Source organism: Hanstruepera ponticola, assembly GCF_002940745.1.
In the GTDB taxonomy this organism is placed as follows: Bacteria; Bacteroidota; Bacteroidia; order Flavobacteriales; family Flavobacteriaceae; genus Hanstruepera; species Hanstruepera ponticola.
On record NZ_POTB01000001.1, the window covers coordinates 19,169 to 41,024 of the forward strand.

19 protein-coding genes are annotated in these 21,856 nt (G+C 33.2%); 15 read left to right on the forward strand and 4 right to left on the reverse strand.

Annotated elements, in window-relative coordinates; translation table 11 throughout:
• Positions 1–26: 26 nt before the first annotated feature.
• A complete protein-coding gene (gene tsaD, locus C1S72_RS00095; RefSeq protein ID WP_104733653.1) occupies positions 27–1,049 on the reverse strand; it encodes a tRNA (adenosine(37)-N6)-threonylcarbamoyltransferase complex transferase subunit TsaD in 1,023 nt (340 codons plus the stop codon).
• 130 nt (positions 1,050–1,179) lie between these two features.
• Here tsaD and C1S72_RS00100 point away from each other — a divergent pair, with 130 nt between their 5' ends.
• The 6 genes from C1S72_RS00100 to C1S72_RS00125 all read left to right on the forward strand — a co-directional run bounded on the left by C1S72_RS00100 (position 1,180) and on the right by C1S72_RS00125 (position 10,723).
• Positions 1,180–5,562, forward strand: a complete 4,383-nt coding sequence (locus C1S72_RS00100; protein ID WP_230401543.1) for a translocation/assembly module TamB domain-containing protein — start codon at positions 1,180–1,182, stop codon at positions 5,560–5,562.
• A 144-nt stretch (positions 5,563–5,706) separates the two neighbouring features.
• A complete protein-coding gene (gene pfkA / locus C1S72_RS00105; protein ID WP_104733654.1) occupies positions 5,707–6,693 on the forward strand; it encodes a 6-phosphofructokinase in 987 nt (328 codons plus the stop codon).
• Positions 6,694–6,726: 33 nt separating this feature from the next.
• On the forward strand, positions 6,727–7,728 hold the full coding sequence (gene gap / locus C1S72_RS00110; protein WP_104733655.1) for a type I glyceraldehyde-3-phosphate dehydrogenase: 1,002 nt from the start codon (positions 6,727–6,729) through the stop codon (positions 7,726–7,728).
• Positions 7,729–7,789: 61 nt separating this feature from the next.
• A complete protein-coding gene (locus C1S72_RS00115) occupies positions 7,790–8,647 on the forward strand; it encodes an N-acetylglucosamine kinase (RefSeq protein ID WP_104733656.1) in 858 nt (285 codons plus the stop codon).
• A gap of 2 nt (positions 8,648–8,649) precedes the next feature.
• Positions 8,650–9,012 carry a methylglyoxal synthase gene (locus C1S72_RS00120; RefSeq protein ID WP_104733657.1) on the forward strand — a complete coding sequence of 121 codons (363 nt, stop codon included), beginning with the start codon at positions 8,650–8,652 and terminating at the stop codon, positions 9,010–9,012.
• Positions 9,013–9,022: 10 nt separating this feature from the next.
• On the forward strand, positions 9,023–10,723 hold the full coding sequence (locus C1S72_RS00125; protein WP_104733658.1) for a phytoene desaturase family protein: 1,701 nt from the start codon (positions 9,023–9,025) through the stop codon (positions 10,721–10,723).
• 8 nt (positions 10,724–10,731) lie between these two features.
• On the opposite strand, the gene C1S72_RS00130 is transcribed toward C1S72_RS00125, so the two are convergent.
• Entirely contained in the window at positions 10,732–11,772 is a 1,041-nt protein-coding gene (locus tag C1S72_RS00130) for a GMP reductase (protein ID WP_104733659.1), read from the reverse strand.
• Positions 11,773–11,927: 155 nt separating this feature from the next.
• Here C1S72_RS00130 and C1S72_RS00135 point away from each other — a divergent pair, with 155 nt between their 5' ends.
• Positions 11,928–12,857 (forward strand): transporter, encoded by a 930-nt coding sequence (locus tag C1S72_RS00135; protein WP_230401544.1) that lies wholly within the window; start codon positions 11,928–11,930, stop codon positions 12,855–12,857.
• 7 nt (positions 12,858–12,864) lie between these two features.
• Here the strand turns inward: C1S72_RS00135 and C1S72_RS00140 are convergent, their stop codons facing one another.
• Positions 12,865–13,245, reverse strand: a complete 381-nt coding sequence (locus C1S72_RS00140; protein WP_104733660.1) for a Rid family detoxifying hydrolase — start codon at positions 13,243–13,245, stop codon at positions 12,865–12,867.
• A 15-nt stretch (positions 13,246–13,260) separates the two neighbouring features.
• On the reverse strand, positions 13,261–16,011 hold the full coding sequence (locus C1S72_RS00145) for a putative LPS assembly protein LptD (protein WP_104733661.1): 2,751 nt from the start codon (positions 16,009–16,011) through the stop codon (positions 13,261–13,263).
• Between the two features lie 86 nt (positions 16,012–16,097).
• On the opposite strand from C1S72_RS00145, the gene C1S72_RS00150 reads away from it, so the two are divergent.
• The 8 genes from C1S72_RS00150 to C1S72_RS00185 are packed head-to-tail and all read left to right on the forward strand — an operon-like array spanning position 16,098 to position 21,822.
• Positions 16,098–17,216 (forward strand): N-acetylmuramoyl-L-alanine amidase, encoded by a 1,119-nt coding sequence (locus C1S72_RS00150; protein WP_104733662.1) that lies wholly within the window; start codon positions 16,098–16,100, stop codon positions 17,214–17,216.
• A gap of 55 nt (positions 17,217–17,271) precedes the next feature.
• Positions 17,272–18,219: an MlaD family protein gene (locus tag C1S72_RS00155; RefSeq protein ID WP_104733663.1), complete on the forward strand. Its 948-nt coding sequence runs from the start codon at positions 17,272–17,274 to the stop codon at positions 18,217–18,219.
• Positions 18,220–18,231: 12 nt separating this feature from the next.
• Entirely contained in the window at positions 18,232–19,539 is a 1,308-nt protein-coding gene (locus tag C1S72_RS00160) for a (Fe-S)-binding protein (RefSeq protein WP_104733664.1), read from the forward strand.
• Entirely contained in the window at positions 19,532–19,711 is a 180-nt protein-coding gene (locus tag C1S72_RS00165; protein ID WP_104733665.1) for a hypothetical protein, read from the forward strand. The genes C1S72_RS00160 and C1S72_RS00165 overlap by 8 nt, the downstream gene beginning before the upstream one ends.
• A 5-nt stretch (positions 19,712–19,716) precedes the next feature.
• Positions 19,717–20,064 (forward strand): hypothetical protein, encoded by a 348-nt coding sequence (locus C1S72_RS00170; RefSeq protein ID WP_230401545.1) that lies wholly within the window; start codon positions 19,717–19,719, stop codon positions 20,062–20,064.
• A 9-nt stretch (positions 20,065–20,073) separates the two neighbouring features.
• Positions 20,074–20,520 carry an LNS2 domain-containing protein gene (locus C1S72_RS00175; RefSeq protein ID WP_104733666.1) on the forward strand — a complete coding sequence of 149 codons (447 nt, stop codon included), beginning with the start codon at positions 20,074–20,076 and terminating at the stop codon, positions 20,518–20,520.
• Positions 20,521–20,526: 6 nt separating this feature from the next.
• Positions 20,527–21,318, forward strand: a complete 792-nt coding sequence (locus tag C1S72_RS00180) for a (Fe-S)-binding protein (RefSeq protein WP_104733667.1) — start codon at positions 20,527–20,529, stop codon at positions 21,316–21,318.
• Between the two features lie 18 nt (positions 21,319–21,336).
• Positions 21,337–21,822, forward strand: a complete 486-nt coding sequence (locus C1S72_RS00185) for an ABC transporter ATPase (RefSeq protein ID WP_104733668.1) — start codon at positions 21,337–21,339, stop codon at positions 21,820–21,822.
• The last annotated feature ends 34 nt before the right edge of the window (positions 21,823–21,856 follow it).

Genomic DNA, 21,856 nt, shown 5'->3' on the forward strand with positions numbered 1-21,856 from the left:
TAACAATAGAATTTTAAGCAGAGTAACTATATTTTTAGTCTAGCTGAAGCAGTTACTTCGTTTTTTGCAAAGTCATTATTTAAATATTTTAAATAACCAACAATGGCAATCATGGCAGCATTATCAGTGGTATATTCAAATTTAGGTATGTAAGTTGTCCAGCCAAATTTTTGTTCGCCATCCTTTAAAGCTTGCCTGATGCCTGAATTTGCCGATACACCACCACCTATTGCAATATGGTTAATTCCTGTCTGTTTTGAGGCTAACTTCAATTTATCTATTAAAATACCAATAATAGTGTATTGTATAGAAGCGCATATGTCATTTAAGTTTTCTTCTATAAAATTGGGATTACGCTTGGTTTCATTTTGAATAAAATAAAGTATCGCTGTTTTTAAGCCTGAAAAGCTAAAATCCAATCCATCAACCTTTGGTTTAGTAAACTTATAAGCTTTTGGGTTACCAAGTTTTGCTCGTTTATCAATTTCTGGTCCAGCTGGATACCCTAAACCTAAGATCTTACCGCTTTTGTCATAAGCTTCACCAACTGCATCATCAATAGTCTCACCAATAACATCCATTTTAAAATAGTCTGAAACCTTAACTATTTGTGTGTGACCTCCAGAAATAGTCATGGCCAAAAACGGAAATGGTGGTTTATTATAATCTGCTTCATTTATAAAATGCGCCAATATATGTGCTTGCATGTGATTCACTTCAATCAAAGGGATGTCTAAGCCATAAGCAAGTGACTTGGCAAAAGACGTACCTACAAGTAGAGATCCCATGAGTCCTGGTCCGCGTGTAAAGGCTACGGCATGTAAATCTTTTTTATTAATATTTGCAATTTTTATAGCTTGATCTACAACAGGAACAATGTTTTGCTGATGTGCTCTTGAAGCTAATTCAGGGACAACACCACCATAGGCTTCATGTATTTTTTGGTTAGCTATAACATTACTTAAAACGTTACCATTGTGTATAACAGAAGCCGCAGTATCATCGCATGAAGATTCAATCCCGAGAATATAAATATTTTCTAAAGCCATTACTGAATATTAGGCATAATTATTGTTAATTTTGACTTCAAAGTTATAACTTTCAGAACGTATCAAAAAATTTTTTAAAATACTTGGTAGATTAATAGCAACCCTCTTGTTGCTGTTTATTATTTTGGTATTGATACTATCCATCCCAGCGGTTCAAACTAGTATAGGGAAATATGCAACTAAACGAATTAATAACGATTTTAAAACCAATATCAATATTGAAAAGGTGGGTTTGCAAATTAATGGTGATGTAGAGTTAAAAGGCGTTTTAATTCGTGATTACAAGTTAGATACATTAATCAGTGCTACTGAAATTAATACATCAATCTTAAATTTTAAAAATCTTTATAATGGAAATCTAGTTTTTGGGGATATTGACCTGGACGGATTAATTTTTAACATTGTAACCTATAAAGGAGAAACTGATACTAATTTAGATGTTTTCGTTGCTAGGTTTGATGAAGACACACCAACTACAGACCCTAGTGACTTCTTGCTTTCATCAAGTGATGTAACAATCACTAATGGCACATTTAGGCTTATTGATTATAATAAGGAAACTCCAAAAATATTAGAGTTTACTGATATTTTCACCAATGCTACCAATTTATTGGTTAATGGTCCTAATGTAAGTACCCGGATAAATACTTTGGCATTTAATGATAGTAGAGGTTTGAAAATGAAAAATCTAGTAACAAATTTTTCATATACCAAAGAGCAAATTTTTCTTGACGATTTGGATTTAAGAACAGCAAATTCTGATTTAAAAGGAAGTGTGAAGTTTTTGTACAAGCGTGAAGATTTAAAGTATTTTACTGAAAAGGTACAAATTGATGCTAATTTTAAGGAAGCCAATATAGCTCTTGATGAATTAAATACTTTTTATGATGAATTTGGTGTTAATCAGCGTGCGTCGTTAAGTGCCAGCATTACGGGAACCTTAAATGATATGCGTATAAATAATCTGGAATTAAATACAAGTTCCAGAAGTAAAATTTATGGAGATATCCATTTTTTAAACCTATTCAATGCTGATGAGGATAATTTTTATATGAATGGAAAGTTTACAAACTTAACTTCAAATTACAGAGATTTAAAAGCGCTACTTCCCAATATTTTGGGAGAATCTATACCAACTGCTTTTGATAAACTAGGAAACTTTACCATTGTTGGTCAATCAGAGATAACAAGTACTAACATAAAAGCAGATATAGGAATCAATACGGAATTAGGTTTTATTCATTCCAATTTAGAGTTAAAAACCATCAATGATATTGACAATGCATCATACAATGGTAATATTATTTTTGATGATTTTGATATTGGCAAATTTATTGAAAACCCTAAATGGGGTTTAACATCATTAAATTTAGATGTTGATGGAAAAGGATTTATGGTTGAAAGTTTAAAAACGGAACTTTTAGGAGATGTTTATTCTGTGGTTTATAATAATTATGAATACAATGATATTGAGCTTCTAGGTGATTTAGGGAATAATATTTATAACGGAAAATTAATATCTCACGATGAAAACTTTAGAGTGACATTTAATGGTTTGGCTGATTTTTCAAAAAAAATAAACGAATTTGATTTTATTGCTGATGTCTCTTATGCTAATTTAAACGCAATGAATTTAGTCAAGCGTGATAATACCTCTATTTTTAAAGGCTTTGTTGAAATGAAAATGGTAGGTACTACATTAGATGATGCTGTAGGTAGTATAGAATTTGATAATACTTATTACAAAAATGAACATGATGAGTATTTTTTCGATGATTTTCAGATAACATCATCTTTTGTTGATAAAGAGCGTTATATTAACGTCAACTCACCAGATATTATTAACGGTCAGTTAAGCGGTGTATTTTATTTTAAAGATATTGGGTATTTGTTTGAGAATGCCGTAGGAAGTGTTTATACTAATTACAGGCCTCATAAGGTTGATGCAGATCAATACATCGATTTTAATTTTAAAATTTACAACAAAATAGTCGAGGTCTTTGTACCTGATATAGAACTAGGTTCTAATACTTATATTAAAGGACGTGTTGAGAGTGATGAAAAAGAATTTAAACTCACGTTCAAATCTCCTAAAATTAAACTTTTTGATTATTTCGCAGATCAAATTTCACTACAAGTTGACAGTAAAAATCCACTTTACAATACTTATGTTGAAATTGATAGTATTAATACCACTTATTATAATTTGTCAAAATTTAATTTGATTAACGTAACATTAAATGATACGCTTTACATGCGATCAGAATTCCATGGCGGTAAAAACAATGTTGATTCCTATAATTTGAGTTTTTATCATACCATAAATGAAGAAAACAAATCAGTAATTGGTTTTAAAAGATCAGATGTTACTTTTAAAGGGAATGAATGGGTAATTAATGAACGACGCAATAACAACAACAAAATCATTTTAGAAAAAGATTTATCATCTATTAACATAGATTCTTTTAGAATGAGTCATCGCAATGAAGAAATTAAGTTATGGGGTGTTTTAAGGGATTCTACATATAAAGACATCAAGTTGAATTTTAAAGATGTGGATTTAGCCAAAATAACACCATCAGTTGATAGTTTGAGGCTTAAAGGCAATGTCAATGGAAAACTAGATATCCTACAACAAAAAGGACGTTATTTACCAAATTCAACAATAACTATCGATGATTTAGAAGTAAATGATTTAGTTTTAGGTTCGTTTGATGCAAAAATTATAGGCGATGAATCTCTAACCAACTACGAAGTAAATGCTAAAATAAAAGATGATACTACAGAATCATTTTCTGCAATAGGTAATATAGACGTAGCAGCAAACACATCATCAATAAATGTAGATTTAAACTTTAATAAGTTCAATTTATCACCTTTAAACCCGTTTTTATCAGATATATTGACAAATATAAGAGGAGAAGTAACTGGTGTAGCCAAAGTACATGGTAGTTTGCAGCTACCAGAAATTGATGGGCAATTGGAGCTAAATAAAGCTGGTTTAACGGTACCATATCTTAATGTTGATTATGATTTTGCTGATAAGTCATCTGTTACGTTAGATAATCAAAGTTTTGTGTTCAACACTATCAATTTAACCGATACAAAATATAATTCCAAGGGCGTGCTGAATGGCTCCATAAACCATGTTAATTTTTCTGAATGGAGTTTGGATATCGATGTAAATACATCCAGGCTTTTAGTGTTGGATACTGAAGAAGAAACTGAAGATGCGCCTTATTATGGAACAAGCTATATTGGTGGTACTGCTAGTATTTTTGGACCTACAAATGATTTAGTTATAAAAGTTATTGCTGAAACTAAACCAGGAACTATTTTTATAATTCCATTGAGTGACACAGAGTCATTTGGTGATAATTCGTACATACATTTCTTGACTCCAGAAGAAAAACGCGCCAAAAAAGAAGGAAAGGAAATAAAAACAAAAGATATTTCTGGTCTCGAGCTAGATTTTGAATTAGATATCACTCAAGATGCTGAAATTGAAATCGTTATTGATAAAGTGTCCGGAAGTACAATTAAAGGGCGAGGTGTAGGTGGATTGTTGATAGATATTAATACTAATGGGAAATTTAATATATGGGGTGATTTTTCAGTGTTTGAAGGTATTTACAATTTCAAATACGGTGGTATTGTTCAGAAAAAGTTTGAAGTAGAACCTGGTGGAACCATAGCTTGGGAAGGCGATCCTTTTAATGCTAAATTGGCAATCAATGCTATTTATAAAACTCAAACAAATCCATCACCTCTATTGGATAACCCTATCAATCGGACTATCCCTGTTCACTTAAAAACTAGCTTAACGGGACAACTTATAAAACCAGAAATCGATTTTAGCTTTGAGTTTCCAACCGTAAATTCTACTGTTAAATCTGAATTACAGTATCGTTTAGATTCAAAAGAAGATAGAGACAATCAAGCACTTTATCTGTTAGCTACTGGTGCTTTTTCTGGACGCCTAAACAGTTTAAATGTTACAGGAACCATTGCCGAAAGACTTAATGGTATTATTAATGGATTTTTTAGTGCAGGTGATAATAAGGTAAACATTGGTTTTAATTATGAGGCAGGTGAGAACACACCAGATTATCAGACTGATGATAGGTTAGGCGTGATTCTACAAACCAATATTAGTGACAGAATTTTACTCAATGGAAAGGTTGGTGTACCTGTAGGAGGTGTTAGTGAAACAGTAGTGGCAGGTGATGTGCAAATAGATTTTCTTTTAAATGAAGAAGGAACGTTGCGAGCCAAAGTTTTTAATCGTGAAAACAGTATAAGAAATTTTGGTGAGGAAATCGGTTACACTCAAGGTGTAGGTATTGCTTGGAGTGTTGATTTTGATAGGTTTGGTGAACTCATTGACATTATTTTAAAAGGGAAAAAGAAAGTCGAAGCCGAAAAGGCCAAAGAAGCTGAAGCAGCAGCAGAAGAAAATGATAAAGATCTTCCAGGTTTCGTAGGATTTAAAAAGGAAAAAGAAGAAGATTAGTCCTTTTATTCACAAAATATTTCACATTATTCAATGTTTTTATTAACGAAAACGTTTGAGTTTTTATTCTTCTCTTAAATTATCTCTAATAGCTTGTTTTATATGCTATTTCTTTATTAGATTTACTAAATCAAGTATCATTTTATGTCAAAAAATATAAAAAAAATAGGTGTTTTAACTTCGGGAGGAGATGCTCCTGGAATGAATGCTGCCATAAGATCTGTTGTTAGAACATGTGCATATCACCAAATAGAATGTGTAGGTATTTATAGAGGTTATGAAGGATTAATTGAAGGTGACTTTAAAATACTATCAGCACGTAGTGTCAATAATATTATTCATACTGGAGGCACTATTTTAAAATCAGCTCGTTCCAATGAATTTAGAACCAAGGAAGGAAGGCAAAAAGCATATTTACAGTTAAAAAGCGTAGGTATTGATGCTATGGTGTTAATTGGTGGTGATGGTACGTTTACTGGAGGTATGTTTTTTAACGAAGAATTTAACTTTCCAGTAATTGGTATTCCAGGAACCATTGATAACGATATTTATGGTACTAATTTCACTTTAGGCTATGATACTGCATTGAATACAGTAGTAGATTGTATTGATAAAATTCGGGATACTGCTAGTTCGCATAAACGCCTGTTTTTTGTTGAGGTAATGGGAAGAGATGTTGGACATATTGCCTTGAATGCTGGTGTTGGAGCAGGTGCTGAAGAAATACTGATTCCTGAAGAAGATTTAGGATTAGATAGGTTACTTGAGTCCTTAAGAAGAAGCAAGCAATCAGGTAAATCATCTAGTATAGTTGTTGTAGCTGAAGGAGATAAAATTGGCAAGAATGTTTTTGAACTCAAGGATTATGTTGAAGAAAACATGGAGGAATATGAGGTTCGTGTTTCAGTATTAGGTCACATGCAACGAGGAGGTTCACCCTCTTGTTTTGATCGTGTTTTGGCTAGCAGAATGGGAGTGAAAGCAGTGGAGTCTTTACTAGAAGGGAAATCAAATTATATGGTAGGAATTCTAGATAATAAAATTGAACTAACGCCTCTAGAAAAAGCTGTCAAGGGTAAAACAGAAATTAACAAAGAATTATTACGTGTGTCAGATATCATGACGACTTAAACAAATTATTAATAAAAATACAAGAAAAATAATATGTCAAATTTAAGATTAGGAATCAATGGTTTTGGTAGAATTGGAAGAATAGTTTTTAGAGCTACTGTAAATAGACCAGATGTAGATGTGGTAGCAATTAATGATTTGTTGGATGTTGATCATCTAGCTTACTTATTAAAATATGATTCTGTTCATGGTCGCTTTAATGGCACAATAGAGGTAGTAGATGGACATTTAGTTGTTGATGGTAAAAAAATACGCGTAACTGCTGAAAGAGATCCAAGAAATTTAAAATGGGATGCGGTTAAAGCAGATGTTGTGGCAGACTGTACAGGGATTTTTACAACTCTAGAATCTGCTCATTATCACATAGAAGCTGGTGCTAAAAAAGTTGTGATTTCAGCGCCAAGTAAGGATGCCCCTATGTTTGTTATGGGTGTTAATCACAATGATGCTAAACCATCAGATACTGTAGTTTCAAATGCTTCTTGCACAACCAATTGTCTAGCGCCATTGGCTAAAGTATTAGATGATAATTTTGGAATTGAAGAAGCATTAATGACAACTGTTCATGCTACAACAGCTTCACAACTTACTGTAGATGGTCCTGCAAAAAAGGATTATAGAGGCGGAAGAAGCGCACTTGTGAATATCATTCCTGCTTCAACGGGAGCTGCAAAGGCAGTAGGGAAAGTTATTCCGAAACTAAATGGTAAATTAACAGGTATGGCATTTCGTGTTCCAACCGCTGATGTATCTGTTGTGGATTTAACCGTAAGAACAAAAAAAGAAACATCGCTAGAAGAAATCAAGGCTGCTTTTAAGAAGGCTTCAGAAACTTCTATGAAAGGGGTTTTGGGTTACACAGAAGATTTGGTAGTGTCACAAGATTTTGTAAGTGATGTTCGAACTTCAATTTTTGATGCAGATGCAGCCATTGAGCTAAATTCTAGATTCTTTAAGTTGGTTGCATGGTATGACAATGAATTTGCGTATTCCAACAAGCTTGTGGATTTGGCTTTACATGTTAATTCACTATAATTAAAACAAACAAAAATTAAAGCTGTTAAACTTTCTAACAGCTTTTTTTTATTTTTAGCCTATGATTTTAATAGTTGACAGTGGTTCTACAAAATGTGATTGGGTTTCGGTTGATAAAAACGGCAACCAATTACTTGAGAAAATAAGGACGAAAGGATTAAATCCTGCTATTTTAAAAGAGAAAAAGCTTTTTAAAATAATCAATAAACAAACCGAGTTAAAGAAACACAAGGATGAGGTAACACATGTTTATTTTTATGGGGCAGGTTGTGGTACTGAAAAACCACGATTACAATTAAAAATGGTTTTAGAATCCATTTTTTCAAAAGCTACAGTTGAAGTGAAGGAAGATACATTTGCCGCAGTTAGGGCAACTATTTCAGAACCTAATGAAGCTGCTGTTGTCTGTATCTTGGGTACAGGATCCAATTGCAGCTATTATGACGGAAAAGAGCTGCATCAACGCGTTAGTTCCCTGGGTTATACTTTAATGGATGATGCTTCAGGTAATTATTACGGTAAGCAACTTATTAGAGATTATTATTTTAATCATATGCCAGAGAATATAAAGGTATCATTTGCTGAAAAATATAATTTGGATGCTGATTTCATAAAATATAATCTATATAAACAACCAAATCCCAATGCTTATTTAGCATCATTTGCCGAGTTTATGTTTTTGAACAAAGAGTCAGATTACATAAAAACACTCATTAAAAAAGGACTAAAACTTTTTTCTGAAAATATGATATTTCAATTCAAGGATGAATTAAAATCTGTGCCTGTTCATTTCGCGGGATCAATAGCATTTTTCTCTGAAAATGAAATACGTGAAGTAGCTAATGAACTAGGGTATAAAGTAGGAAATATTGTTAGAAGACCAATTGAAGGTTTGGTGAGTTATCACACAAGTATGTAAATATGGAAATAGCTATTATTGCCCACGATGGAAAAAAAGCTGAAATGGTTCAGTTTCTTAATCAGCATCGTGACATTTTGCATGACAAAAATATTTCATTGGTTTCAACTGGTACCACTGGAAAAAAAGTAGAAAAAGCTGGATTTGAAGTATTACGCTTGTTATCTGGTCCCATGGGTGGTGATGCTCAAATTGCTGCTAGGGTTGCAGAAGGAAAATGTAACATGGTCCTATTTTTTCGAGACCCACTTGAAAAACACCCGCATGAACCAGATGTTTTAATGCTTATGCGATTATGTGATGTGCATGACGTACCTTTAGCAACAAATCCTGCAACAGCAGAACTACTTATTACAGCCATTTAATAACATATAAATGTTAAAAACCGATACATCAAATTCCATAAAAGAAAATAGTTACGACACAATTATTATTGGTTCTGGAGTTGGTGGTTTATCTGCTGCAATATGTTTGTCAAGAGCAGGACAACGCGTATTAGTTTTAGAGCAACATGATGTTCCTGGTGGATGGTGTCATAGTTTTTATCTCAATGGTTACCGTTTTACGCCTGGAGTACATTATGTTGGTTTATTGGGTGAAGGACAATCAACTAGAGAACTTTACGAAGGTTTAGGTATTGCTAATGAATTGGCATTTTACAGAATGAATCCAGATGCTTTTGAGCATTGTTGGATTGGTGATGAACGCTTTCATTATCCTGCCAATTTTGATGAGTTCCAAAATAGGTTAATAGACAGATTTCCACATGAAAAAAAAGGAATAATCAAGTATTTGAAATTAATAAAGAATGTAAGTATACAACTGCAGTTAATCCCTAAAATCCGAACGGTTTGGCAGCAAATTACTATTCCTTTTAGAACCAAGCATATGGGGAAATATGCACCATTCACTTTAAAGCGAGTCATAAACTGGCATGTTAAAGATCCCTTATTACAACGCATCCTAAATATTCAATATGGTGATCACGGATTACCACCAGCAAAAGCTAGCTTCTTAATGCATGCTGCTATAATGGATCATTATTCAGAAGGTGGATTTTATCCTGTAGGTGGAGGAGGAGCATTGGTAAAAGCCATGACCAATTGTATTAAGAATTTTGGAAGTCAGGTACGAACACAAAGTGGCGTTTCTAAAATAATAGTTAATAAGACAAAAAAAAGAAACAAAGCAATAGGTGTTGTATTGGAAAATGGTGAATCCATTTTTGCTCATCGGATTATTTCTAATGCTGATCCTGAAACCACTTACTTAAAAATGATAGGATCAGAATATTTAAGTAATAGTTTAAAGAAGAAGCTTGAAAGAACCAAATACTCATGTACTTCCCTCATGCTTTTTCTTACAGTTGATATGGATGTGAAAAAAGCTGGTTTAGATTCTGGAAATATTTGGATGATGCCCAATAAGGATATGGATGAGCTTTTTGAAGATATGCAGAAAACAGATATACTTGAAGGAGAAGAATTCTCTGGCCTGTTTATTAGTTGTACCTCCTTAAAAGATCCCATTAGTTTTGATGGACGTTATCACACTCTAGAGGTTATAACCTATATTAATTATGATGCTTTTGCAGCTTTTGAAAACGAAACAGAAGAACGTTCTCAAGCATATTTGGAATTTAAGGACAAACTAATTCAAAAGTTTTTAAATAGTTTAGAAAAGGTTGTTCCAGGAATATCAAAAAATATTGTTCATAAAGATTTAGGAACACCCTTAACTAATGAGTTTTATTTGAACACAACACGAGGAAATGTTTATGGAACTGAAAAAAGTTTAAGACACATAGGTCCTTTTGCTTACAAATCTAAAAGTGAAATTGAGAATTTATATATGTGTGGTGCTAGTATAGTTTCTCATGGTGTTGCTGGAGCTGGATATTCAGGTGTACAAACTGCAGCAGCTATTTTAGGATGTAAACAAGATGATTTGCTTAAACCTGATCCAAATCAAAATCTTCGTATTTATGAAGCTGAAGATGATACGAACTACCCTGACTGGATGTTAAAAAAGATGGCTGTAAAGAGAGCGCGATTAGAAAAAAGTGCCCAAACTTAATAACAAGACTAATTAGTGTAAACTTGATTTTCTTGTTCAGCAACTCGAATAAAAGTGGTGCGTTTAGTTAATTCCTTTAATCTTTGAGCACCAACATACGTGCAAGCACTTCTTAAACCACCTAAAATATCTTGTAGTGTGTTTTCAATTGGTCCTCTATAAGGTACAGTTACTGTTTTACCTTCACTAGCACGATACTCGGCAACACCACCAGCGTATTTTTCCATAGCAGTTGTTGAGCTCATACCATAGAATTTTTTAAAGGTTTTTCCACCTTGTTCTATGATTTCACCACCGCTCTCATCATGACCAGCTAGCATACCACCAAGCATAACAAAATCGGCTCCAGCACCAAAAGCTTTAGCAATATCACCAGGTGTAGCACAACCACCATCACTAATTATTTGACCACCTAAACCATGTGCAGCATCTGCACATTCGATAATAGCAGAAAGTTGAGGATAGCCAACACCAGTTTTTACGCGAGTAGTACAAACAGATCCAGGACCTATACCTACTTTAATGATATCGGCTCCTGCCAATAATAGTTCTTCTACCATTTCGCCAGTTACCACATTTCCTGCAATTATAACCTTGTCAGGGTATTCATTTCTCGTGCGTTTAACAAAATCAACAAAATGTTCCGAATAACCATTTGCCACATCAATGCATATAAACTTTAACTGCGGAATCTCTTTAAAGATAACTGCTAATTTTTCAGCTTCATTTTTACTGGTACCTGTACTTACAGCAACATAGTCTTCAATTCCGTTAGGTGCTTCTGTAAAAAAAGAGATCCATTCTGATATTGAATAGTGCTTATGAATAGCAGTGAATAATTTTTTATTGGCCAATGCCAGTGCTGTTTCAAAAGTCCCAACAGTATCCATATTTGCAGCCATTATGGGTATACCTTTCCAATTTATTTTACTATTTAAAAAAGTGAAATCACGCTCAAGGTTTACTTGTGACCGACTCTTAAGAGTTGATCTTTTTGGTCTGATCATTACATCTTTAAATCCAAGTTTAATATCTTGTTCTATACGCACGGAACTTTTATTTTGAGATTGGTTATCAAATATACAAGTTCCTTTAGTAATATTAAATACGAAGTATTACAAATTACATATGTTTTCTTTCTTAAATAACTTAAGTAGAATAGTTATGGTCAAAATGATTATTTTGCAAAAAAATAACTGATTAAATGGGAATTTATAAGTCAAAAAATGTAAAGATAACGTCTGTTTTTATTATTTGTTTTTTTAATCTAACCTTATTGTTTGCACAAGATATAGAGCCTAGGCGCTGGACACCGTTGCCCATTGGAACTCATGTAATTGGTGGTGGGTATGTTCATACATTTGGAGACATAATTTTTGATCCTGTCTTGCAAGCTGAAGATGTGACACTTCATTTGGACGCTGTTGCACTATCTTACGTGCAGCCATTAAAAATTGGAAATAAATTGGGTAGATTAGATGTATTACTACCTTATGTAAATGCTAAATGGGATGGATTATTAAGAGGTACACCTACTAGTATTAGAAGAACTGGTTTTTCTGATCCACGTGTTAGGTTTTCAATGAATATAATTGGTCCTAAGGCACTTAATGCTCAAGAAATGATGACTTATTATGCTGAAAATCCATCATCTACAATGCTTGGTGCTTCCATTGCAGTCACTTTTCCTCTTGGGCAATATGCAGGTGATAGATTGTTGAATTTAGGACAAAATAGATTTGTTATCAGGCCACAGATTGGATTTGTACACAATTGGGGTTTATGGTCTTATGAATTTACAGCTTCTGTTTTTTTATATACAAACAACAAGGATTTTTTTAACAACCAAGTGAGAAAGCAAGACCCGACTTTTGCAGCTCAAACGCATCTCATTCGTAGGTTTAAAAATAGAATGTGGGCTTCAGTTAGTGCAGGTTATGGATTAGGCGGACAGTCTATAGTTAATAGTCAACCAAATAATGATGAGCGAGGTGATTTTTTAACCTCATTGGCTTTTGGTATTCCAGTAACAAAAAAACAGAGTGTAAAATTATTTTATTTACATTCAGAATCTGTTAAATCTGTAGGGTCAGATACTGACTCAATCGGTTTGGGTTACTCCGTTTTATTTTAAATAGCAATTATTTAATTGCGATCATACTAATTTCAACATTTACAAATTTTGGTAAGTTTGCAACTTCTACGGTTTCTCTAGCTGGAGCAGTTTCAGCATTAAAATAATTTGCGTAAACAGCATTAATTTTTGAAAAATTATTCATGTCACTTATGAATATAGACGTTTTCACAACGTTTTCAAAAGTCATATCTGCTGCTGCCAAAACAGCTTTCATGTTTTGCATAACCTGTTCAGATTCAGCTGTTATATTCTCAATAACTAAATCGCCAGTTGTGGGATTAATAGCTATTTGTCCTGAAGTGTATAGTGTATTTCCAACCAAAACCGCTTGATTATATGGACCAATTGGAGCAGGTGCATTTGTAGTGTTAATTATTTTTTTCATAGTGCATGTATTCTATTATAATTGCTGATCAGGCTGTCTACGTTTGTCATACTTAATGTCTTTAAGTATGTTTGACTTTATACCAATAAAGAAATACCAAGAACTTCTTGTGCTGAAGGGTACCCAGCTAAAACTCATACGCCAACTCAATAAATCCCTTTCAAAGCGGAGTTGGGTGTAGGTAAAGCCTTTATTTTTAAAGTCATAGCCCGAAGAAGCACCAACAGTCCATCGAGGAGAGAACTCAACATCTCCAGAGAACATTAATGAATGTGAAGATATCTCATTTTCACGCCTTACATTAGTATAATTAACGGCATAGGCTAGCTTTAAATTCCATGGAATTTTTGTCTTATATAAGGCACTGGGTGTTTTTTCTTCCTCATCATCATCTTCACCATAGCGTTGATCTGAAAAATCTTGAGCACGACCAAATAAATCATCAGCACGACCACCACTTCTTAAATTTTCTTGAGTGCTTCTTTCATTTTCAGTACCATCAAAATCACTGCTGGATATAGAATAACTTGTGTTGATATTGGCACTTGTCAGTCTAAATAAGCTACCACCATTATCTATGTTGAATTTATCAATTTTGGTATTGTTATTATCCAGTGCATAGGGATCCATAGTTGCGCCAAAATTTATAATCATTTTGTTTTTCAATATTTGCGTGCTACCTGTCATTCTCAAAGGGCTCCAATTTAGAGAATCACCAGCTAAATTATAAGCAGTAGAAAAATTTAAATTATCAAGTAACTTTATTTTTTTAGCTTCAGTAGCGGTTGAATCCTTGTCTCTCACTTTGGCTTCAATATTATTAGATAATGACATACCAATGGAACTGGAGTAGCGATTATTTGGTGCGCCGTAAATACCACCCTCAAAACGGGTATATTCAATCTCATCAGTCGTTGTTCCATTTGCATCGATTACTTCAAAAGTTTCGTAATAATTACTGAATGACGGATTTATGTTATAACTTATAGATGGTCGCATGACATGTCGAATAGCCTGAATTTTTGGATCTTTACCTTCTTTTCTGAAATCAAACATACCATAGAGAGTTGTACCTAAACTTGTACTAAAATTATATGTTCTAAAGGCATCAAATCCTTTTACAGGTTCCGTTACAATTTCATTTTCCTCAAAGTCATAATATTTTCTTACGGTTTCAAAAACCCAAGTTTCATCATACGAGGTGCTAGCGCTCAAACTGAAATATTTAAACACTTTAAAATTTGTAGTTAATGGAATACTGTGTTTAATACCATTTACAGCACTATCCCACATTTCCTTTTTAAAGAATAAGGAATCGGTAGTTTGTATGCGGTTTTCAGCTCTAATATTATATTGAAAGTTGACATTTTGAATAATACCTTTTTTTACACCAGTTTTAGGTGCAAAAGGAAATATACGACTTACACTAGCTTGAACGGTTGGTAAGGTCATATTAATAACTTCCGTATTGGTGTTTTGGGAGTGTGTTGCGGCAACACTCATATTTACTTGGGGTTCACCTTCAAAAGTTTTAGAATAGGATATGGAAGAAGCCAAAGTGTTATTCAAAAAACTCGGTGCATTAACCTGATTGATAGAAGTTTGATAATACCTACTACTACCTAAATTTACCGATGCAGAGAACCGTGAACTAGGGTTAGCTTTGGCGTCTTGAGAATGAGACCATCTAATATTGTAAATAGATGACTTACTGTAGTCTGGAAAACCACGTTCACTATTTATTAAATTTTCATATCTAAAACTTACATTACCATTATAGCGATATCTATTGGCATAGGCACTTTCAAAACGCAATCCATAACTTCCATTGGTATAATAATCCCCTAAAACTGCTAAATCAACAAAATCACTAATTGCAAAATAGTAACCACCATTTTGTAAAAAATAGCCTCTATTGTTTTCTTCACCAAAAGTTGGAATTATAACTCCAGAAGTTTGTTTATCAGTTAAAGGGAAAAATCCAAAAGGTAAACCAATTATTGTTGGAACATCAGCAATTACCATATTGGTTGGGCCAACTACAATTTTTTTACCAGGAACAACCTTTATTTTATTGGCTTGAAAGTAATATTCAGGGTTTTCAATGTCTTTTGCTGTAGTAAACCGACCTTTATATAAAAAGATAACAGAATCATTAACTTTTTTAGTTACGGGAGCAAGAATATTCATGCCGCCTTGCTCTGTTTTTGAGTTATAAATAAGTGCCTTTTCGGTTTTCGTATTAAATTTTATGGAGTCAGGTTCAACTACATTATTGGCTTGTTTAAAAACAGGGGCTTGATTGTAATTCCCAAGTGAATCTGTAATTCCTGCTGCAAAAACTTCATTGGTGTTATAATCAATGACAATTAAACCAGCCTTGAGTTCCATATCTTCATAATAAACTTCGGCTTCGTTATATAAATACAGTTTTTGCTCTTTATTATTAAAGGAAGCGTAATCAGTCGCTTTGTATTTAACTGGTCCAGTAAGTAGTTCTGGTTTTGGTTTTACGGAATCCTGTAAAGTAGAATCTTGTTCTTTTTCAGTCTCTATGGGTTTTAAAGTATTTCCAATAGATAAATTTTGCGTGTCATTCTTTTCACTTGGTTCAACTTTTCCACCTTCTTTTGGGATATCTTGAGCAAAGCCAGAAGTGTTGATAAACACTGTAAAACTTAAGGCAAAAAGTATGTGGAAGATGTTTGTACGCAATGCTTTTAAATGTATTTTTGTAAAAGTATGGCTCGGTTTTTGAATTGCCAAAATTACATATATTTTTTGTGATTAATTTAATATACGTGAAAATTCGAAGATTAAAATAAACCTGCCTAAAAGTTGTTATAGATACTATGAACACAATAATTAATACACGTTTTTTTCTACTAGCTATTTTATTAATAGTTTTTAATTCGCAAGTCCTTCATGCTCAAAGCTCATCAGAGAAGTTTGTGGTGGTTTTAGATGCAGGACATGGTGGTAAAGACCCTGGAAATCTTGGTAATGGTTACAAGGAAAAAAGTATAGCTTTAAATATTGTTTTAGAGGTAGGGAAGGAACTCGAGAAAAATTCAGACATAAAGGTTATATATACGAGAAAAACGGATGTGTTTATAGAACTTCGTGAACGTGCCGCAATAGCTAACAAGGCAGATGCAGACCTGTTTGTGTCAGTACATTGTGATGCTTTTACAAATAATGCTTATGGAGCAGGAACCTTTGTTTTAGGGTTGCATAAGTCTCAAGCAAATTTTGAAATAGCTAAAAAAGAGAATGAAGTTATTTTTTTAGAAGATAATTATAAAGAAACGTATGCTGGTTTTGATCCAAGCTCACCTGAATCATTAATTGGAATGACTTTAATGCAAGAAGAATATTTAGACCAAAGTATTTTGTTAGCTACTTTAGTTCAAAATAATTTTACAAATAAATTAAAAAGAAAAAATAGAAGTGTAAAGCAAGCTGGATTTTGGGTGTTGCATAATACCTATATGCCAAGTGTACTTATTGAGACAGGCTTTTTAACAAATAAAGCTGAAGGCGCCTATTTAAATTCCAAAAAAGGTCAAAGTCAAATGGCTTCAGCTATAAAAGATGCTATTTTAGATTATAAACACAGTTTAGACCTAAATGTTGGCGGTAATATTTCTACTTCCGAAATAGATAATTCAACAGTTTCAATTGATGAATCAAAGCTGATATATGAAGGAATAATTTTTAAAGTACAAATAGCAGCTAGCTCAAGAAAAATAGAACCCAAAGGTTATAATTTTAAGGGACTTGATGCTATTTCAAGAGAAGATCATGAAACTCTTTATAAATATTATTATGGTAGTACTTCGGATTATAATGAAGTGAAACGCCTTCAAAAAGAAGCCAAGGATAAAGGATATAATTCCTGTTTTATTGTTGCTTATAAAAACGGAAAACAAGTTTCATTGGCCGATGTCTTAAATTCATCAGCTAATTAGAGTCATTCTTTATAAATTTATCTTTAATTTTGTTTAATAACCAAACAACTTTACTTTGAAAATAACAAAAGAAGTTAAAACTGCCATATTAGTTATTTTAGGAATTGCCTTTTTAATTTTTGGAATAAACTATCTCAAGGGTCGAAACCTACTAGATGCATCAAACACTTATTATACTGTATTTGAGTACAATGCATTAACCGAATCTTCTCCCGTGACCATAAAAGGAAACAATGTTGGGAAAATAAAAAACATCAAATATGACTTTGAAACAGGTAAAACACGTGTTTCTTTTACTGTTGATAAAGGGCTGAAGTTTTCCAAAAATAGTATAATTAGACTCTATGAAATGGGACTCATGGGTGGAAACGCAATGGCAATAATTCCGGCTGAAGATGGTGTTTTTGCTGAAGATGGTGATGTCATTAAGTCTGAAGTAGAAAAAGGCCTGTTAGATGGTTTGGCAGGGAATTTCTCCAATTTAAGTTCAGGTTTAGATACCACACTTAAATCAGCCGATTCGTTACTAATAGGTTTAAATGCCTTGGTTGAAGATGATTCTGATAAAGGCCTCAAAAGTGCTATTGCAGAATTGAATGCGACTATTAAATCTTTTAAAAACCTGTCCTATTCATTCAATTCCTTAATTTCAAAAAACGAAGAAGGATTAATGTCAGTTATTAGTAATTTTGATTCTATTAGTCAAGATTTAGCTAGTCTCTCTGAAGATCTTAAAAAAGCTGAAATCTCAAAGACTATTAATGATTTAGACCAGACTTTGTTGAGTGTAAATGGTCTCATAAGTGATTTGGAAAATGGAGAAGGCACTTTAGGATTATTGCTTAAAGATGAAAAGTTATATAATAACCTCGAAGTTGCTACATATCAGTTAAAGGAATTGCTTCAGGATTTTAAATTGAATCCAAAACGATATGTACAAGTATCAGTTTTTGGTGGAAAAAACAAGGATGAATACCAAAAGCCTGAAGACGAACGAAAATAAAACTAGCCAGAAATGAATTTTATTCCAAACATACTTTTTGCTTTAGCCTTAATCGTTGGTATTGGTTATTTTGCGAAGAATGTCAGAAAATTAATGCGTAACATTAAATTGGGTCAAGATGTTGATGTTAGTGATAACAAACCTGAACGTTGGCGTAATATGACAAGGATTGCTTTGGGTCAAAGCAAAATGGTAAAAAGACCTATTGCAGGTTTCCTGCATTTAATTGTCTATGTTGGCTTCATTGTAATCAACATTGAAGTGCTAGAAATCATGATAGATGGTCTCTTTGGAACCCACCGTATTTTCTCCTCAATTGGAAGTTTGTATGGTATATTAATTGGTTCATTTGAGATTTTGGCAGTTTTAGTATTAGTGTCGGTCATAGTATTCTGGATTCGTAGGAATATCATTAAAATTAGACGGTTTTGGAATTCTGAAATGACAGCTTGGCCAAAAAATGATGCAAATTATATCTTGTATTTTGAAATGGTATTAATGACGCTGTTTTTGGTTATGAATGCCACAGATATAACTTTTCAGAATATGAATTCTGGAAATGTTATTAGTCAATACATAGCACCATGGTTTAGTAATTTGCCTGAGTCAACTATCCATATTATTGAACGTGTAGCTTGGTGGTTGCATATTTTAGGGATTTTAGTATTTCTCAATTATTTATACTTTTCAAAGCATTTGCATATCCTCTTGGCATTTCCAAATACCTATTATGGTCGTGTAAAGCCAAAAGGACAGTTTGATAACCTAGAAGCTGTTACCAAAGAAGTAAAAATGATGATGGATCCAAACGTCGATCCATTTGCAGCACCTCCTGAAGGAGCTGACAATGCGGTACCTGCCAAGTTTGGGGCTAGTGACGTGCAAGATTTAAATTGGGTTCAACTATTAAATGCTTATACATGTACGGAATGTGGTCGTTGTACCAGTGAATGTCCGGCTAACTTAACAGGTAAAAAATTGTCTCCTCGAAAAATCATGATGGATACGCGTGATAGACTGGAAGAAGTTGGTAAAAATATCGATGCCAATAATGGTGAATTTAAAGAGGATGGTAAACAACTTCTAGATGATTATATCACTAGGGAAGAGCTTTGGGCCTGTACCTCATGTAATGCCTGTGTTGAAGCTTGTCCCGTGAGTATAGACCCGTTGTCCATTATTATGGATATGCGTCGCTATCTAGTTATGGAGCAAAGTGCTGCGCCAGTAGAGTTGAATAATATGATGACTAATATTGAAAACAATGGAGCGCCTTGGCCTTATAACCAAATGGATCGTTTAAACTGGAAGAATGAATAGTGGGAGTAATTTTTATGACAAACCTAAAAAATTGATTATTTGGGGAATAGTATTTATCATTTTAGGTTTTGTTTTATGTTTTATTACTGACTATGGTGTTCCTTGTGGAATAGCAATAGGTTTAGGAGGTGCTTATTTTTCAATGGGATTGCACAAAAAGTATATTAAATAAAAGTTTTGAGGTTAAGCATAATCACAGCAATATTTTGTCTGGGAAATTTATTAGGTTTCTCACAAGGTTATGCTAAAGACTCATTACAAATAAAGGTATATACCGAAATTGAATACAAGAATAGAGAAGCAAAAGACATTAAACTGTTAAAAGTATTTTGCGATTATTGTACTTCGGCACAAACAAGTAAAATTGGTTATGCTGCTTTATTACGAGCACATGACGAAAGGTATTTGCCAGAGAATGTATTAGTAAACGGGAAAAAGAAATTAGCTATTATCATAAGAATATCAAAAGTTGATTTTGCAGCTATTTCTGATGAGAAAGAAACAGAAACACTAGAAAAAGAATAAAATAGGTTTATGAAACGAGAAGACGCAGATAAATTATTGCATGAAAAAGTAGAATCTGGAGAAAAAGTAAGTCCCATATTGCCAAAAGGCGTTAAAAACTATTTGATTGATATTGATGGAACCATTACTGAAGATGTGCCTAATGAGGAACCAGAACGTATGGCTACCTGTGATCCTTATCCTGATGCTTTAGTAACCTGTAACAAGTGGTATGACGAAGGTCATCTAATATGTTTTTTTACTTCGCGTACTGAAGATCATCGGGAAGTAACCGAAAATTGGTTAAACAAGCATGGGTTTAAATTTCATAGCTTATTAATGGGTAAGCCTAGAGGTGGTAATTATCATTGGATTGATAATCATTTGGTAAAAGCAACTAGATACAAAGGGAAATTTACAGATTTAGTAGATAAAAAAGTGACCATACAAGTATTTGATGATGGTCATCATGAATAAATTATTATGAGCGAGCAACTTAAAGTACCAACAATGCAAGAAGCAATGGCAGAAGGAAAACAGCCTGAATATTTATTTTGGGTAGGTTCTGCTGGAGCCTTTGATGATAGGGCAAAAAAAATTACCAAAGCATTTGTGAAATTGCTTAATAAAGCCAACGTTGATTTTGCTGTTTTAGGAACAGAAGAATCAGATTCTGGTGATGCTGCTAAGCGAGCTGGAAATGAGTTTTTATTTCAGATGCAAGCTATGACTAATATTGAAGTCATGAATATGTATCAAGTAAAAAAAATCATTACTACTGATCCGCATGACTACAATACATTAAAAAATGAATATCCAGGATTGGGAGGAAATTACGAAGTGTTGCATCACACGCAATTCTTACAAAAATTAATTTCCGAAGGAAAAATAAAAGTTAAAGAATCAGAATTTAAAGGAAAAAACGTCACGTTTCATGATCCCTGTTATTTAGGTCGTGCTAATGATGTTTTTGAAGCGCCAAGAGCATTAATAGAAACTTTGGGCGTAAATTTTAAAGAGATGAAACGTAGCCAGCGTACATCCTTATGTTGTGGAGCAGGAGGTGCTCAAATGTTTAAAGAACCTGAAAAAGGCGATAAAGACATAAACGTTTTAAGAACTGAAGATGCTTTAGAAACTAACCCAGAAGTTATTATTACTGCTTGTCCGTTTTGTAACACCATGATGACCGATGGAGTGAAAGCTAAAGAAAAAGAGGCCAGTATTCAGGTAATGGATATAGCAGAGTTAATTGCGAATGCCGAAGATTTATGATGATAAAACATAAAAATAATGCTAGTAGAATTTAATAATTTACCTGAAGAATCTCGTATTTGGATATACCAAGCCAATCGTTCTTTTACAGATGAGGAGATTATAGAAATACAAAATAAGCTAGATATATTTATAGAGAATTGGACAGCACATGGTAGTGATTTACAATCAGGCTATTTAATTAAATATAAGAGATTTATAGTTATTGGATTAAATCAAAACTTGAATAAAGCTACAGGCTGTTCTATTGATGCTTCAGTTCATTTTATTCAGCAGCTTGAAAAGGAATATAATGTTGACCTTATGGATAAAATGAATGTATCCTATAAGCAAGGTGATTATATTGCTTACAAACCATTATCAGATTTCAGAAAAATGGCAAAGGATAGAGCTGTTTCAAAAAACACTATCGTATTCAATAATTTAGTAGCTAACAAAGCGGAGTTTGAGGAGCATTGGGAAGTGCCAGCAAGTGAAAGTTGGCATGCACGTTTTGTAAAGTAAGTGACACGGAAGTACACATAAGATCTTTGTGCTT